This is a genomic window from Geminicoccaceae bacterium (assembly GCA_020638465.1).
Lineage (GTDB): Bacteria > Pseudomonadota > Alphaproteobacteria > Geminicoccales > Geminicoccaceae > JAGREO01.
Window position 1 is genome coordinate 2,007,106 of sequence record JACKIM010000001.1, and the last position, 14,700, is coordinate 2,021,805.

19 protein-coding genes are annotated in these 14,700 nt (G+C 62.9%); 9 read left to right on the plus strand and 10 right to left on the minus strand.

Features of this window, described 5'->3' with window-relative positions; translation table 11 throughout:
- From H6851_09555 to H6851_09565, 3 genes are all read left to right on the plus strand, one after another.
- Positions 1–2,685, plus strand: a complete 2,685-nt coding sequence (locus H6851_09555) for a DNA translocase FtsK (GenBank protein MCB9943850.1) — start codon at positions 1–3, stop codon at positions 2,683–2,685.
- Between the two features lie 8 nt (positions 2,686–2,693).
- Positions 2,694–3,335, plus strand: a complete 642-nt coding sequence (locus tag H6851_09560) for an outer membrane lipoprotein carrier protein LolA (protein MCB9943851.1) — start codon at positions 2,694–2,696, stop codon at positions 3,333–3,335.
- A 369-nt stretch (positions 3,336–3,704) separates the two neighbouring features.
- Entirely contained in the window at positions 3,705–5,540 is a 1,836-nt protein-coding gene (locus H6851_09565; GenBank protein ID MCB9943852.1) for an EAL domain-containing protein, read from the plus strand.
- Between the two features lie 46 nt (positions 5,541–5,586).
- On the opposite strand, the gene H6851_09570 is transcribed toward H6851_09565, so the two are convergent.
- From H6851_09570 to H6851_09585, 4 genes are all read right to left on the minus strand, one after another.
- The gene (locus H6851_09570; protein MCB9943853.1) at positions 5,587–5,886 is read right to left on the minus strand and encodes a transposase; all 300 of its coding nucleotides are present in this window, start codon (positions 5,884–5,886) and stop codon (positions 5,587–5,589) included.
- A 74-nt stretch (positions 5,887–5,960) separates the two neighbouring features.
- Positions 5,961–6,401, minus strand: a complete 441-nt coding sequence (locus tag H6851_09575) for a DUF2442 domain-containing protein (protein MCB9943854.1) — start codon at positions 6,399–6,401, stop codon at positions 5,961–5,963.
- Positions 6,398–6,640, minus strand: a complete 243-nt coding sequence (locus H6851_09580; protein MCB9943855.1) for a DUF4160 domain-containing protein — start codon at positions 6,638–6,640, stop codon at positions 6,398–6,400. The genes H6851_09575 and H6851_09580 overlap by 4 nt, the downstream gene beginning before the upstream one ends.
- Positions 6,641–6,711: 71 nt before the next feature.
- On the minus strand, positions 6,712–6,984 hold the full coding sequence (locus H6851_09585; protein MCB9943856.1) for a hypothetical protein: 273 nt from the start codon (positions 6,982–6,984) through the stop codon (positions 6,712–6,714).
- A 62-nt stretch (positions 6,985–7,046) separates the two neighbouring features.
- Between H6851_09585 and H6851_09590 the strand changes: the two genes are divergently transcribed.
- The 6 genes from H6851_09590 to H6851_09615 are packed head-to-tail and all read left to right on the plus strand — an operon-like array spanning position 7,047 to position 10,929.
- Complete coding sequence (locus H6851_09590; GenBank protein ID MCB9943857.1) at positions 7,047–7,259, plus strand: hypothetical protein; 213 nt, start codon at positions 7,047–7,049, stop codon at positions 7,257–7,259.
- Complete coding sequence (locus H6851_09595; protein ID MCB9943858.1) at positions 7,256–8,890, plus strand: head-tail connector protein; 1,635 nt, start codon at positions 7,256–7,258, stop codon at positions 8,888–8,890. The genes H6851_09590 and H6851_09595 overlap by 4 nt, the downstream gene beginning before the upstream one ends.
- Positions 8,887–9,030 (plus strand): hypothetical protein, encoded by a 144-nt coding sequence (locus tag H6851_09600; protein MCB9943859.1) that lies wholly within the window; start codon positions 8,887–8,889, stop codon positions 9,028–9,030. The genes H6851_09595 and H6851_09600 overlap by 4 nt, the downstream gene beginning before the upstream one ends.
- On the plus strand, positions 9,027–9,752 hold the full coding sequence (locus H6851_09605) for a site-specific DNA-methyltransferase (protein ID MCB9943860.1): 726 nt from the start codon (positions 9,027–9,029) through the stop codon (positions 9,750–9,752). Before H6851_09600 ends, H6851_09605 begins: the two co-directional genes overlap by 4 nt.
- Positions 9,749–10,045 carry a hypothetical protein gene (locus H6851_09610; protein MCB9943861.1) on the plus strand — a complete coding sequence of 99 codons (297 nt, stop codon included), beginning with the start codon at positions 9,749–9,751 and terminating at the stop codon, positions 10,043–10,045. The genes H6851_09605 and H6851_09610 overlap by 4 nt, the downstream gene beginning before the upstream one ends.
- Positions 10,042–10,929: a hypothetical protein gene (locus H6851_09615; protein MCB9943862.1), complete on the plus strand. Its 888-nt coding sequence runs from the start codon at positions 10,042–10,044 to the stop codon at positions 10,927–10,929. Before H6851_09610 ends, H6851_09615 begins: the two co-directional genes overlap by 4 nt.
- 4 nt (positions 10,930–10,933) lie before the next feature.
- Here the strand turns inward: H6851_09615 and H6851_09620 are convergent, their stop codons facing one another.
- The 6 genes from H6851_09620 to H6851_09645 form a co-directional block, all read right to left on the minus strand.
- Positions 10,934–11,158: a helix-turn-helix transcriptional regulator gene (locus H6851_09620; protein MCB9943863.1), complete on the minus strand. Its 225-nt coding sequence runs from the start codon at positions 11,156–11,158 to the stop codon at positions 10,934–10,936.
- Positions 11,159–11,182: 24 nt separating this feature from the next.
- A complete protein-coding gene (locus H6851_09625; protein ID MCB9943864.1) occupies positions 11,183–11,347 on the minus strand; it encodes a hypothetical protein in 165 nt (54 codons plus the stop codon).
- Between the two features lie 96 nt (positions 11,348–11,443).
- A complete protein-coding gene (locus H6851_09630; GenBank protein MCB9943865.1) occupies positions 11,444–11,698 on the minus strand; it encodes a hypothetical protein in 255 nt (84 codons plus the stop codon).
- Between the two features lie 25 nt (positions 11,699–11,723).
- Positions 11,724–12,143, minus strand: a complete 420-nt coding sequence (locus H6851_09635; protein ID MCB9943866.1) for a hypothetical protein — start codon at positions 12,141–12,143, stop codon at positions 11,724–11,726.
- A complete protein-coding gene (locus tag H6851_09640; protein MCB9943867.1) occupies positions 12,140–12,325 on the minus strand; it encodes a type II toxin-antitoxin system HicA family toxin in 186 nt (61 codons plus the stop codon). The genes H6851_09635 and H6851_09640 overlap by 4 nt, the downstream gene beginning before the upstream one ends.
- Positions 12,326–12,966: 641 nt before the next feature.
- Entirely contained in the window at positions 12,967–14,565 is a 1,599-nt protein-coding gene (locus tag H6851_09645) for a transposase (protein ID MCB9943868.1), read from the minus strand.
- Positions 14,566–14,700: the final 135 nt, after the last annotated feature.

A 14,700-nucleotide genomic window follows, 5' to 3' on the forward strand; every position in this document is an offset into this window, starting at 1 on the left:
ATGGCTTCATCGCTGACCGGTCTCTTTGACCCTTCGCCGCTGGGCCTGTGGATGCGGGCATTGTTGCGACGTTCCTGCGGCGTGGTACTGCTCGCATTGGCATTGTTCTTCGCGGCGTCCTTTTTCGGCTTCGAGCCCGACGACCCGTCATTCAACAATGCCACGGCGGGCGAAACCGTGAATTTCATGGGCCTGGCCGGTTCGTTCACGGCTGATCTGCTCTATCAGTCCTTCGGGCTTGCCGTCTGGATCCTGCCCGTGGCCTTCGGCGCACTGGGCATGCGCCTGACGATGAGCGAGGGGCTTGTCCGTCCCTGGCTGCCCGCCATGGCCCTGCCGCTGTCGCTGCTGCTGGTTTCGGCGTGGCTCGCATCCTGGCCGCTGGGTCCGCAAAACAGCTGGCCGTTTCGCGCTGGATATGGCGGTTTTGTCGGCGATCTGGAGTTCCTGACCCTGCAGCAGCATCTCAGTCCCACGTTGTTCAACTGGGTGACCGTGCTGGCAGGCCTGGCCTTCGCGATCCTGTCGCTGGGGCTGGGATGGCAGGAGAGCATGGCCGCAGCCCGGCGATTCGGTCAGCATTCTGCTCGCTTCGGGCGTCAGGTGGGCGATGTGGCGGTTGCCGCTTCACATGCTTCCCGCGACATCATCGAGGATGGCATGCGTCGCTTCGACAGGCGTCGGCCGCTGAGGGCAGCGGTTCTCTCCGAGCCTATCGATCTTTCCGATGAGCCGCGACCGCAGCGGGCCTCGGTCATCATTCAGCATCTCAAGCGGGCGATCCGATGGTTCGACCGTCAGGACCAGGACCATTTCATCGAGGTTCATCCCGATGACGACTCGTTCGGCGACGGGTTCCGGACCCAGCGTCGCTCGCCGGTGCGTGGCCGCCGGCCAGCCTCTCCGCGCGATGTGGATGCGCAGGAAAATACACTGGTATATCCACCGGAACACGCCGCAGGATATGACGACCGGCTTGATGTGACTGATGACGAGGCGTCGTCGCATAGCGGATTGCCGGAGGTGGCATTCGAGGCCGAGCGGGAACCCCGACGCGATGCGCCGCCGGCCCCGCGAGCACCTGAAGTTCGCATCGCCGCGCGCAGGACCGCTCCCGAACCGGCCCACCACCCTGATCCCGACGGGCCGTTCCAGCTTCCCACGCTCGATTTCCTCACCATGGCCCGCCAGAACTTCCGGTCCACGATCACCAAGACCTCGCTGAACGAAACCTCGCGTCAGCTGGAAAAGGTTCTGGATGATTTTGGTGTTCGTGGTGAAATCATCGATGCCAAGCCGGGTCCGGTTGTCACGATGCTGGAACTCGAACCGGCACCGGGAACGCGTTCGCAACGGGTGATCAGCCTGGCCGATGACATTGCCCGCTCCCTGTGCGCCATGTCGGTGCGTGTGGCCACCGTGCCGGGGCGCAACGTCATCGGCATCGAACTGCCCAATCCCGAGCGTGAAATCGTGTTCCTGCGCGATCTGCTTCAGTCCGCTCCCTACAACAGCAGTGAGGCGCGTCTGCCGCTGGCGCTCGGCAAGGACATCAGCGGCGAGACGGTGATCGTCGATCTTGCCCGGATGCCCCATCTGCTCATCGCCGGCACCACCGGCTCGGGCAAGTCCGTGGCCATCAACGCGATGATCCTGTCGCTGCTGTTCCGCCTCGATCCGAAGCAGTGCCGCATCATCATGATCGACCCGAAGGTGATCGAGCTCTCGGTGTACGAGAACATTCCGCATCTGCTTGCGCCCGTCGTTACCGAGCCGCACAAGGCGGTGGTGGCGCTCAAATGGGTTGTGCGGCAGATGGACGAGCGCTACCGGCTGATGTCGCATCTGGGTGTGCGTGACATCTTCGCGTACAATCGCCGGATCGAGCAGGCGCGGGCCAAGGGACAGTCGCTGACCCGGCGTGTCAGGGTCGGCTTCGAGCCGGGTACCGGTCAGCCGATCATGGAAGATCAGCCCATCGATATGACGCCCCTGCCGCTGATCGTCGTCATTGTCGACGAGGTCGCCGATCTCATGCTGACGGCGGGCAAGGAGATTGAAAGCGCGATCCAGCGTCTGTCGCAGAAGGCCCGCGCTGCCGGCATCCATCTGATCGTGGCGACCCAGCGGCCATCGGTCGACGTACTCACTGGCGTCATCAAGGCGAATCTGCCTTCGCGAATCAGCTTCCGCGTCAGCTCGAAGATCGACAGCCGCACGATTCTCGGTGAGCCGGGTGCCGAACAGCTCCTGGGACAGGGCGACATGCTCTATCTCATGCCCGGCGACCGGATCATGCGTGTCCACGGTGCCCTGGTATCGGATACCGACGTGGAGAAAGTCGTTACCTGGCTGCGAGCACAGGGCGAACCCGAATATGACGATGCCGTTACCAGTGAAAACGGTGGCGAGCCCGGAGCGGATGGCGGTGGAGGTCTGGAGGTCTCCTCGGAGATGGGCAATGACGGCGTGTACAATCAGGCCGTGCAGATTGTTGCCCGCGACGGCAAGGCATCGACCAGTTACCTGCAACGCAAGCTCTCCATCGGCTACAACAGTGCCGCCAAGTTGATCGAGCGGATGGAAGCCGAAGGGTTGATCAGCTCTGCGGACCATGTCGGGCGCCGACAGGTATTGATGGGCAGGGGGGGTATCGACGGCGATCAGGCGACGGACGACCTATGAGGAATGTATTGATTTCACGCAGGCTTTTTTCCGGAATGCTTGTCTCGACGGGGTTGGCTGTCCCGGTATCCGCCGAGACTTCGTCCGTTCAGTCGCAGCCGCCGGTTTCGCCTTCGATTTCCGAGATCGAGAACTATCTGAACGGTATCCATACCCTGCGCGCGAATTTCGACCAGATTGCTCCTGACGGCTCGTCATCCTCGGGTATGCTTGCGATCGAGCGCCCGGGACGCATGCGACTCGACTATGATCCACCCTCGGGCATCCTTTTGATCGCTACCGGGGACTGGCGTCTGGTCTTCTACGATTCCTCGATCAAGCAGGTGAATATCATTCCCATCAGTCAGACTCCTCTGGGATTCCTGCTCGACGATCAGGTGCGGCTGTCAGGAGATGTCAAGGTTATCGATCATCGGGGCAAGGGGGGGGAGGTCGGCGTCACGCTCGTGCGGACAGACGAACCCAACCAGGGAAATGTGACATTGATTTTCAATGCCTCGCCAATCGAACTGCGGCGTTGGGTGGTCGTCGACGCGCAAGGTCAGGCAACCTATCTTATTTTGAAGAATGTCCAAACAGGGATCAAGCTCGATCCGGAATTATTTCGTTGGAGGGATCCCAAGGTCTTTGGTTTTCCAGACGACAATTGATTTAATTCCTTGCCGATATCCTGTCGATGTGTCATCATTATACTTCTGTCCGACCTTTTTCTGCCGATCCCAGTTGTTCATTGCCCGCAACGATCGCCCATTGCCGAATTTCACGACTCATTAACTGCGCTTGCCGTACTATGATTCTGTCTGGAATGATGGATTGACGGGTGAATGCAGATTGTTTCGGCGCAAGAGCGGTCTGATCGCTTCGCCGACAGACGTCTTCAACGGCAGGCAGGTAGGCGCAAGGCTGTAAACGGAGGCTTGTTTGCGCGCCTTCGCGCATGTCGTGTCCTGCCCATGATCGTCCCGTTGCTTGTCTTGTTGACGTCCGCTTCGCCTGCCTGGGCAGTCGATCAACCCGTTGTGACACCGATAACGTCGATCGCCGCGGCCATCGCATTGATCACGACCATGATCGCCATTGGCTATTCGTTGCATGTGCGCAGGCATATCCGCGGTATCCGCAAGCAGACGCAGGCTGCCGAAGAGCTGTTTACCGACCTTGCCAAGGCTGCCACCGACTGGATCTGGGAATCGGACAGCTCATTGCACCTCACCTCGATTTCCGAGGGGTTCGGTCGTTGCACGGGGTACGATCAGGGTATCTTCATCGGCGAAGTTCTCAACGAGTGCGCAAGCATCGGAATGGATGAGGAGTTGAGACGCAGCATTGCCATCGCCGTCGCTTCCCAACGGTCTTTCCGCGAGGTCAATTGCCGTTTCGATGGTCCGGAGGGAGAAACCCATTACTTCAAGATCAGCGGCCGTCCGTTCTTTGACGCCGATGGCCGGATCAAGGGGTATCGGGGTGGTGGCGTCGACATCAGTGATCTGGTTGCGGCCAAGGATCGCGTGCGCTTCCTCGATCGGCACGACCCGCTGACGGGCCTACCCAACCGCATGGCCCTGCGCGAGGAACTCGATCGCGTTCTGAAGCATGCACACGTAACCAAGACCGAGCCGGTGCTGATCGCAATCGACATCGCGAGGTTCGGTACGATAAACGACGCCTTCGGGGCGGCCGCCGGTGATCACGTCCTGCGACAGTTCGCCGAACGGCTGCATGTCTGTCTTTTACCCGACGACATGTTGTTCCGTCAGGGCAATGACGAGTTCCTCGTCCTGCGCCCGACTCCCTCCAAGTTCGAGATGCTGGAGGAACTGCTGGAGAAGATCGCCTCGACGTTGGGCGAGGCATTCGAGGTTGAAGACCAGCGCGTGCGCATCGGCAGTCATGTCGGTGTCTATGTTGTCGATCCGGACGAGCGCGAGGTGGAGATCTGCATCCGTCGCGCGCAGATCGCGTTGCGCCACGGCAAGTCTGTGGGCGAGCGAACGACGGTCTACAGCGAAGGCATGGATGTCGAGGCGGAAATTTCGCGACGTCTCGAAGAGGATCTCCGGATCTCGATCCGTTCGGATGGTCTGGTCCTCAACTACCAGCCGCAACTGTCCCTCAAGGAGGGACGAATTGTCGGTGCGGAAGCGCTGGTACGCTGGCATCACCGCGACCATGGGTTCGTCTCGCCCGCGCGTTTCATTCCCCTTGCCGAGCGTACCGGGCTGATCACCGATCTCAGCCGCTGGGCACTACGCCAGGCCTGTCACGATGCCCTGCAGTGGAATGGTCTTCATGTGGCCGTAAACCTCTCGCCCATTGATGTGCGCCATGACGATTTCATTGACTGGATCGGTGAAACCGTCGGCCAGTCGGGAATGCCTCCGGCGCGTATCGAACTGGAAATCACCGAATCGGTGTTGATCGAGGATACCGAAACCGGGTTGGACAAGCTGCGGGCGCTGAAGGCGATGGGCTTCAGGATCGCCCTGGACGACTTCGGGACCGGTTACGCAGGCATGGGCTACCTGCAGATGTTCCCCTTCGACAAGCTCAAGATCGACCAGTCCTTCATCAAGAGGATGACGCGCTCCAAGCACGCGATGGCGATTGTCCGTTCGGTCATCAAGCTCGGACATGAACTCGATCTGGTGGTCTGCGCCGAAGGTGTCGAGCATGAAGAACAGCTTCAGGCCCTTCTCGTCGGTGGTGCCGATGTCATTCAGGGATATTATACCGGCCTGCCCATGGCAGCTTCCCGGGTCAGGGCTCTCGCCGAGAAGCACAACCGCGAGGTCGTTGAACCGAAGAAGCGCTCCATCATGAAGCCATCTGCAAAACGGACGGTTCCGATACCCTGACTGACCTTGACCTTCCCCGTTGGCCCGGCCACCCTGCTAAGGTGGTTCATGCTGCTTTTGCCATCTGCGCGAAAGCCTGAGCTGGGATCAAGTATCCGATCGACGAATGTCGGCGGCGGCGGTTGTAATAGATCTCGATCCAGCAGAAGACGGTGCGCCTTGCGTCATCGCGCGTTGCGAACCCACAGCGGCGGACGAACTCGGTCTTCAGCGAGCCAAAGAAGTTTTCCATGTGTGCGTTGTCGAGATAATCAGCGTCCTGAGCTTGTCCTCGTCGTCGATGAGGTCGCCCCATTCGAAATCGGTCGGAAAGACCCATCGTCGGCTCGGTCGCCAGCGCCATCATCGCCCTCCATGACAGCGGAGACCCCGGCCTTGCGAACGTTTGAGACCGTCGACCTGGTCAGCGGCGCGGCAGCATCAACCTGCCTGCTCCATCTCGTAGCCACTGCAGGCCAGTCGAATGGTCTTGGGAACGATCCACTCACCTTTCTCGTAGTAGGTCGCCATGCGCCTGCTGATGCCGATGGCCGCTGCCGCACCCGTCACCGAAAGACGGTTCCGGGCACGCCATTCGCGCCAGTCCTCGACCGTCATCGCCTCGCCAGCCTGTTCCAGCGACCAGCGGTAAAGTTGATCGGCGCCCAGGTCGATCTCATCCTCGATCCAGACAACCCGATGTCCCCAGTCGTCAGCCCGTGCGCGGGAGAAAAGCGAGGCATCGTGAAGTATCCGGTACGGACCCTCGGCTGCTCCCGACACGTCGACCGTCATCCGTTCACCCGTGCTCCACTCGATATCGAGTTCGAACGGCCGGCCGGTTGCGGCCGCACGAACGATCCGGGGCATCTTCCGTTTCATGATCGATTCTCCTTTCCGTGGAGCTCATTCCAGACGCTTCTCAACCGATCCCGGTTTTGCGCAGCCCATTGCAGCGGTTCACGCAACAGACGCGACGGCAGATCTCCCGCCATCACTTCCAGCGTCCCGATCATGACGGCTGCCCGGCCTTCGACCCGCTCGACATGGAAATGCGGCGGGGGATGGTCGCGGAAGAAGATCGCGATCTTGAAATTGCTGGATTGGTGAACCGTAGGCATGGCGCAACCATTGCTCAATATCTCCATTATGACAAGAAAAAAGGGCAATCATTGCGCGTTCTGGCCCGACCTCAGGAAACAGGTACCCTATGCGGACGTTTGACATTGTCGTCGTCGACGGCGGCATCCCCTCGATCGCGCTGACCATGGCCCTGGGCGCGATCGGCCCGCAGCCGGTGGCGGCCGTTGCCGATGGCTTCGACGACGCGGGCTTGCGCGAATGGCTGGCCCATCGTCTGCCCTTTCCCTTGTGGCTTGCGGAAAGCCCGCCGCCCGGCCGGGTTCCGCATGGCCGCCCTGGGCCTGCCGCGTTCCGCCACATCCCGCCGGCGCGCGAGTGCCATGACCGCCGTTACCGACTACCGGCGCATGTAGACGCACCCGAAACCTCACAAAGGAGCCCGCCATGGGTGGATTTTTTTCCAGGCCGAAGAAACCGAAGCCGCCACCGCCACCGCCCGATCCGGTGACCGTCGACGAGACCGCCGAAGCGAGCGAGAACGCGCTGCGTGCCGCCCGCAAGCGCGGCCGTGCGGCCAGCATTCTCACATCCGCCGACGGTGTGGGCGACGCGCCCGGCTCGGTGGCCGTGCGCAGGCTGCTGGGCGGTTCGCCATGAGCGCGGGTTTCGGCGAAGGCACCGCGATCGACCTGATCCGCTCGTTCGAGCCCCTGCGCAGCCAGCGCGAGACGGATTTCGACAGTGTGTGGGAGGAGATCGCCCGTCGTGTGCTGCCGCGCTACGAGTTCCGCGGCGACCGCAGGCGCTATGCCACGAGCCAGGAGGACATCTTCGACGCCACCGCCGCCACCGGCTTGAAGCGCTTCGGTGCGGCGATGGAATCGATGCTCACCCCGCGCTCGCAGCTCTGGCATGCGCTGGCCGCATCCGATCCGAAGCTCGAGAACAACGACCGGGTGGCCCGCTATCTCGAGGCGGTGCGCGATATCCTCTTTGCCGCCCGCCGTTCGCCCGCCGCCAATTTCGCCAGCCAGCTGCACGAGGCCTATCTCTCGCTGGGCGCGTTCGGCACCGGGGCGGTGCTGGTCATGCCCGGCGAGGATGGCCGCAGCCCGGTCTATCGCTCGATCCCGCTGCAGGAACTCTACGTCGCCGAGAACGCCGCCGGCCGCATCGACAAGGTCTATCGCCGCTACTGGCAGACCGCCCGGCAGATGGCCCAGCATTTCGGCGAGGACGCCCTGCCGGACCCGATCGCCAAGTGCCTCGCCGACAAGCCGGAGGAGCGCTTCGAGCTGCTGCACATCGTCCGCCCGAACCGCGATATCGATCCGGGCCGCAGGGACTGGCGCTCCATGACCTTCGAGAGCTGGCACCTGACCGTGCAGCACCCGCACGTCCTGCGCCGCTCGGGCTTCCGCACCATGCCCTATGCCGTCTCGCGCTATGTCACCGCACCCGGCGAGGTCTATGGCCGCTCGCCGGCGCTGGAAGTGCTGCCCGACATCAAGATGGCCGATCGCATGTCGCGGACCATCATCGACCGGGCGAACCTCGCCGCCGAGCCGCCGCTGCTCGCCGTCGACGACGATCTGCCGGTGCCGGTGCTGATCCCCAACGCCGTCAATCCCGGCTGGCTCAACCGCGACGGCTCGCCGAAGATCCGCCCGCTGGAGCCGGGCAGCGACTTTGCCGTCGGCCTGGAGATGCTCGACCAGCGTCACCGCTCGATCAACGACGCCTTTCTGGTGACACTGTTCCAGATCCTGGTCGACAGCCCGTCGATGACCGCCACCGAGGCCATGCTCCGCAGCCAGGAGAAGGGTGCGCTGCTCGCTCCGACCATGGGCCGCCAGCAGTCCGAGCTGCTCGCCCCCATCATCGAGCGCGAGATCGACATCCTCACCGCCGCCGAGATGCTGCCCGACATGCCGCCTGAGCTGGTCGAGGCGGGCGGTGCGATCGAGGTCGAATATCTCTCGCCGCTCGCCCGTGCGCAGCGCATGGAGCAGGCCACGGGCCTCGTGCGCACGCTGGAGGCCATCATGCCGCTGGCGCAGCACGACCCCTCGATCCTCGACAATATCGACGCCGACAAGGCGCTGCGCGGACTCGCCGGGATCAACGGCGTCGACATGGACATGATGCGCCCCGTCGAGGAGGTGCTCGAACGCCGCCGGCAGCAGCAGGAGGCGATGCAGATGCAGCAGGCAGCCGCCATGGCCCCGGGCCTCAAGGCCGGTGCCGAAGCCGCCGCCACACTCTCGCAGATGGAAGGTGCCGCATGAACTCCCGGATCCGCCACCTGGTTCTCTCGCGCTTCAGCGCCATTGTCCGCGAACTGCAACCCGGCCTGCGCGACCTGGCCATCGTCGCCGGCAAGGTGCTGATCCGGCGCGCCGCCGAACGGATCACGGGCAGGCAATGATGATCGAGCAGGCCGACGCGCTGGTGCGAATGCCGGAACTGCCGGCGGAGCACTATGGCTGCGTGATCGCCGATCCGCCCTATTCCAGCGGCACGACCCACGCCGCCGGCCGCACCACCATGAAGCCGTCGGTAAAATACCAGAACAGCGAGAACCATGGGATCTATCCCGAGTTCGCCGGCGACAATCGCGACCAGCGGTCGTTCGCGATCTGGTCGGAACGCTGGATGCGCGAGGCGTATCGCGTGACCCGGCCGGGCGGGCTGATCCTGTGCTTTTCCGACTGGCGGCAGTTGCCGGCCACCACCGACGCCCTGCAGGTAGCGGGGTGGATCTGGCGCGGCATCGCGGTGTGGGACAAGACCGGAGGTGCACGGCCACAACGCGGGCGGTTCAAGGCGCAGAGCGAGTTCATCGCCTGGGGCTCGCGCGGACACCTTCCGAATGAGGGCAGATGCGCGCCCGGCGTGTTCCGCCACAGTGTCGGCAACCGCAAGAACCACATCACCGCCAAGCCCACAGCGCTGTTCGAGGATCTTCTGCAGATCGCACAACCGCCGGTGCTCGATCCGTTCGCCGGCGGCGGTTCGCTGGGCATCGCCTGCAAGCGGCTCGGGTTCGACTATCACGGGCTGGAGATCGATCCGCACTTTGCCGGCGTGGCGATGAAGGCCATCGAGGCCGGTGTGGCGATGAAGGCCATCGGGGAAGCGGTGCCGTGAGCGACCGCCGCGAGACCATCCGCCGGGCCTATGCCGCCCTGTTCCTCGACGAACATGGCGAGCCCACCGAAACGGCGAAAATCGTGCTGCAGAACCTGGCGCAGGCCGCCTTCGCCAACCACACCACCGCCCACGCCGAGGCGTTCGCCACCGCCACCAGCGAGGGACGGCGGCAATTGCTCCTCCACATCCTGGCCAACCTGCGGCTCGAACTGGCACCCGCAGCCCGGCGCAGGGACGAAAGCGACCGGCCCGTGGTCGCCATCACCGACGAGAAGGACATCCCGTCATGACCACCGAAACCCTCGAACCGACAACCGATAACGCGGAAACCGCAACCGAAACGGCCGGCAACAGCGCCGCTGCGGCCCTCTCGCAGCCGCCGGCGGACGATCCCGCCACGCCCGCGCTGCCCGACTGGGCGCAGTCGCTGGGCGACGCCGACCGCGAATGGCTGGGCAAGGCCGGGCACAAGGATATCGCCGCCGTCGTGCGCGGCTATCGCAGCCTTGAGACCTTCCTCGGCGCCGACAAGGCCGGCCGTGGCCTGGTGCGTCCGGCCGACGAGGCCGACGCCGAGGCATGGGGCGAGTTCTACAAGGCGCTCGGCCGCCCCGACGATCCGGCAGGCTACGGCCTCGCCGAGCGCGAGGGTGCCGACCCGGAGTTCTCCGCCGCCGCCGCCAAGGCCATGCACGAGGCCGGGCTGACGCCGGCGCAGGCCAACAGGCTCACCGACTGGTTCAACGGCCACGGCTCCGGCCTCGCCGAACAGCAGACCGCCGAACAGGCCCGCCAGCAGGAAGCCGGGTGGGGCGAGCTGCAACGCGAATGGGGCACGTCCTTCGACCGCCAGGTCGAGACCGCCCGCCGCGCCGCCTCCAGCTTCGGCTTCTCCGCCGACCAGCTCGGTGCGATCGAGGACGCCATCGGCACCAAGGCGCTGATGCAGAAGTTCGCCGATATCGGTTCCAAGCTCATGGAGGACACCATCCCCGCGGGCGGCTCCGGCGGTGCCACCGGCCAGTTCACCAGCCCGGCGGCGGCCAGGGCCGAAATCGAACAGCTCAAGACCGACCCCGCCTGGCGCAACGCCTACCTCAACGGCGGCGACCCCGGCCACAAGGCCGCCGTCGAACGCTTCGCAAGGCTGATGCAGGTCGCAGCCAGGGGGTGACGGGTCAGGCGGCGCTGCCCCGGCGCCGCCGTTCACCGTTCAGTTCCGCGATACGCACGGGATCGAGCCCGAGTTCCAGCGCGACCAGCTTTTCGACCGTAGACGGGATCGCCCGCTCGCCGGAACACCACCGCTGAATCGTGCGGATATCGACGTTCCAGCGGCGGGCGGCCGACGATTGCGTCAATGAAAGCTCGTCGAGCGCGGTCCGCAGCTCATCGGCTGTCACAGGCTTTTCCTTTCATGGACGCAATCACTCCAACAGCTTGAGCATAGCCAGCGTTACGGCCGCCGAGGCGCCGCTGAGTGTCGCGAACATGTTTCCCAGGCTGATCCATCGTTTCCATCTCAGCTCAAGGATTTCCTGCTCCAGCTTTTCGCATTCGAGCGCCGATTTCCGGCTATCCTGATCGTTCACCCGCTAGTGGCCAGATAGATGACAACTCCGGCCATGATGCCGCAGACAACACTGAAAACGGCGAAGCCAAGCACAAACCAGCCCTCGCGATGGCCTTTATCGATCATTTGAATTCTCCCTGTCCGTTTCGATCTCGGCGAGCCGCTTCTCGAAGCGCTCCATGCGCTTGATGAGACCGTTCATCGCGTCATGGGTTCCGAATGCCCGCATGGCCATGCCGGTTGTCACCTGCATTTCATCCTTGATCGCGCGTACATCCGTTTCAACGGCCTCAAGACGATTGGCGATAGCGTCGACTTTCTGATCGAGCTTTCGCAGCAGGGCGAGCACAAGGTTATCGGGATCGTTCATCGGTTTGTTCCTTTGCGGAAAGAAATCAGGCGGCCTCGCTGATGTCCGCAACAAGCGTTCGACCCAGTGCTGCAAGAGCAGCTTCCACCTGCCTGATATGCGACTGGTGATCGAGGTCGAGCAAACGGCGCAAGGCGGTTTCCGCTATTCCAAGGCGGGCCGCCAGCGCCCGGCCGCTCGTTCTTTCCTCACGCATGGCGAGCCGCAGGCCGATCTTGGCGACGGTCAGGGCATCGAGGCGCACCGGCAGGCCGCCGCCGCCGGACGGTCGCGGAAGGTCATCATCTTCACCGATGTGCATTGCAAAGATTGACGCCAGCAGATCATGAGCGCGCTGCGGCACATCGGCCTCGCTTTCTGCGAATGAGACGCCGTTCAGTCCGTCAAAGGTGATGGTGAACCCGCCATCTTCGCGAGTGACGGTCGCGTGAAATACTTCGTTCACTTTTTCACTCCGAGCTGCTTGAGAATTGCATTCACGGTGCCGGTCGGCATCTCGCCTTTCGAATGAGGGATGACGGTTTTCCGGCTGCCGAGGTGAACCTCGATGTGGCCTCCCTTGCCGCGCCCTCGAACCTCATCGAAAGGAAGGCCGCTGGCCTTTGCGTGGCGTTTCAGGAGCTTCATGAGTTCACTGTGCTTCATGCACACATAAATAGGCGCATTCTCGATTTAAGTCAACACATATTTGTGTGCATACCCACATCCCGCGCATTGCTCGCCCCTGTTCTCAACGTCTGTGCGAAACGGCCACAAGGCGGCCTGCGGGGCGCGGACAGCGCCTTCGTGCCGGTTTGGGTCACACCGTTCATCCCGATCCGCTTTCGCCCGCTGACGGGCCGTTTGCGCCGGTTGAGGGCGCGGGCTCGTCTTCGCCTTTGTCAGGGGCTCCCTCCCTGCCGAACAGGTGCAGCCGCTGAAGTTCCCGCTCCATTATTTCATACCCGTAGTCCGCTTCAGCCTGTTCACCTTTCTCGCCAGCGATCCCACGGGCGTTCTCCCTCGTTTCGTTTCCCTGCCTTGGACAGTAGAGCACAGCACTTCGACTTGCGATCCGGTGAAGAGACTTTTCGAACGACTGTGCATCATCTTGCGCGGCGACAGTCGCCGGTCGCGAACTTATCCACAGCGCCAACATCAGACTCTGATTACCAGTATTAAGTTCCAATGTGTCATGGGAGGCCCATGGCCCCCCCCCCCCATTTCCAACCACACACATTTCAATGGGTTATCGCGAAAATACGTAACCGGTGCAAAAGTCCGGGCGATCAGACCTTGGCGGCGGTGACGAGCTGGGCGAGTGGTGGGATTTCTGTCGTGTATGGTACGGCGAGTCGGTGGCCGAGGAGCTGGAAGAAGGAGACGTCGAGTTTCTGGCAGGTTTTCATGCAGCCGAGCAGGGTATCGCGTGCCTGACGGCCGGCATCGGACCAGGTGCCGCCGGAGATCTTGCGTTTGGTGACGTGGCAGCGGATGTCGTTCTCGGAGCCATTGGTGTGCAGGGGGATTTCGGGGCGGTCGAGGACCAGGAGGAGTTCCGGTTTGCGGGCATGCAGGCGTGCAAGCAGGCGATCGAGGGTGGCGAAACCGGTCTTGCGCTTGAAGATGCGGTCGAAGCGGGCACGGAGCTGGGTTGCGCGCGATTTTTGAGGGTCTCGCTTGTAAGCCTTGAGATCGGCGTAGAACCACCAGACGAGCTGGCGGACGAGATCGATGGCACGCCTTTGGCTGTCGTTGAAGCCGGTGAGCTTGTGGATCAGGCGCTCGGCATGAACCCAGCAGAGTGCATGTCGGCCGACACGGAACTGTCCGGCGCCATCGGAGACGATGACGGTATCGTTGAGCAGACCCTGGTGGTGGATGCTGCCCCAGAGTGCGGCCTCGGTGGCGATTTTGACCGGGTCGGGGTGAACATCGAGTTGATCGATGCCGAGTTCGCCCAGATGGGCCGAGAAGGCGCCGCGATCGGCGAATGTCCTGGTGTCATGCGCCTCCAGCCGGGCGATCACGGAGCCCGCCAGCGCATGTTTGCGCATGTAGCTGAAGGCGTCGTCATTGAGGACATAACCGCCATGACCGGCGCGCAGCAGTTCGAGAAAATTCACCCGGCTCTTGGAAAACGTCGTCGCGAAGTGGGTGAAGCGGTCATCGCCGATCTGGGTGGTGAAGCCGTTTTTGGCGCCATGCCGGGCGCCGGTGTCATCGACGGTGATCCATTTCGCGCTCTCGAGACCGGCGCGGAACAGCTCCGTGGCCTCGTCATGCAAATCGCCTGGATCATTGTTCAACAGCCGGATGACCTGGCACTTGGAAATGACGATGCCGATCTCGTTCAGCATCGCCGTCAAGCGTTCCGTCGTGACCTGGCCCTGGACGTGCTGCAGAATGATGAACCGCACCAGTTCAGGCCCGAAATGCCCGCACAAGCCCTGGGGCAACGGCGCTGTCACCGTTCGCCCGTCCGGCGTCATCCAGCGCTCCTGGCGATAGCGGATCACCCGGCTCTCCAGCCGCAGATCCTGCACGACAAAATCCTCATACCCCTTGAACCGCGAGCCGGGCGGCGCCTCAACCCCGAGCTTCTGCTCCTCGCTCACCACAGGAACCCGCCGGCTGGCCTTCGACGAACCACCCCGCTTGCCCTTGCCGCCTCGCTTGCCTGTGGCCGTCGATGTTCCGGCCTTCGCTGCCATCCCCGACGGTTTGATCTTCGGCCGCCCTTTCAGCCCCTTGAGCCGGGCAATCTCATCCCGCAATGCTGCATTCTCCGCCTCCAGCAAAGCGACGCGCTCCAGCAGCGCCGCAACCAAATCGCGGAGATCATCAAGGCCGAGTGTGGCGAGGTTGGTGGCATTGGGCTTGGACATAACAAACTTGAATCACGTCCCATCGCTCTTGGGAATCGAGAACATATTCTTATTCCATGCGCGCAGATCAAGCCTCAAAAATCCAGTCCGCCCGGACTTTTGCACCGGTTACGAAAATACGGTGAATCTGCTGTT

Excerpts from the sequence above, each read along its gene's own strand:
- H6851_09555 (MCB9943850.1), top strand. The coding sequence starts at position 1 with ATGGCTTCATCGCTGACCGGTCTCTTTGACCCTTCGCCGCTGGGCCTG.
- H6851_09570 (MCB9943853.1), bottom strand. The coding sequence starts at position 5,886 with ATGATGGCGCTGGCGACCGAGCCGACGATGGGTCTTTCCGACCGATTT.
- H6851_09575 (MCB9943854.1), bottom strand. The coding sequence starts at position 6,401 with ATGAAACGGAAGATGCCCCGGATCGTTCGTGCGGCCGCAACCGGCCGG.
- H6851_09580 (MCB9943855.1), bottom strand. The coding sequence starts at position 6,640 with ATGCCTACGGTTCACCAATCCAGCAATTTCAAGATCGCGATCTTCTTC.
- H6851_09585 (MCB9943856.1), bottom strand. The coding sequence starts at position 6,984 with ATGGCACTCGCGCGCCGGCGGGATGTGGCGGAACGCGGCAGGCCCAGG.
- H6851_09590 (MCB9943857.1), top strand. The coding sequence starts at position 7,047 with ATGGGTGGATTTTTTTCCAGGCCGAAGAAACCGAAGCCGCCACCGCCA.
- H6851_09595 (MCB9943858.1), top strand. The coding sequence starts at position 7,256 with ATGAGCGCGGGTTTCGGCGAAGGCACCGCGATCGACCTGATCCGCTCG.
- H6851_09600 (MCB9943859.1), top strand. The coding sequence starts at position 8,887 with ATGAACTCCCGGATCCGCCACCTGGTTCTCTCGCGCTTCAGCGCCATT.
- H6851_09605 (MCB9943860.1), top strand. The coding sequence starts at position 9,027 with ATGATGATCGAGCAGGCCGACGCGCTGGTGCGAATGCCGGAACTGCCG.
- H6851_09615 (MCB9943862.1), top strand. The coding sequence starts at position 10,042 with ATGACCACCGAAACCCTCGAACCGACAACCGATAACGCGGAAACCGCA.
- H6851_09630 (MCB9943865.1), bottom strand. The coding sequence starts at position 11,698 with ATGAACGATCCCGATAACCTTGTGCTCGCCCTGCTGCGAAAGCTCGAT.
- H6851_09640 (MCB9943867.1), bottom strand. The coding sequence starts at position 12,325 with ATGAAGCTCCTGAAACGCCACGCAAAGGCCAGCGGCCTTCCTTTCGAT.
- H6851_09645 (MCB9943868.1), bottom strand. The coding sequence starts at position 14,565 with ATGTCCAAGCCCAATGCCACCAACCTCGCCACACTCGGCCTTGATGAT.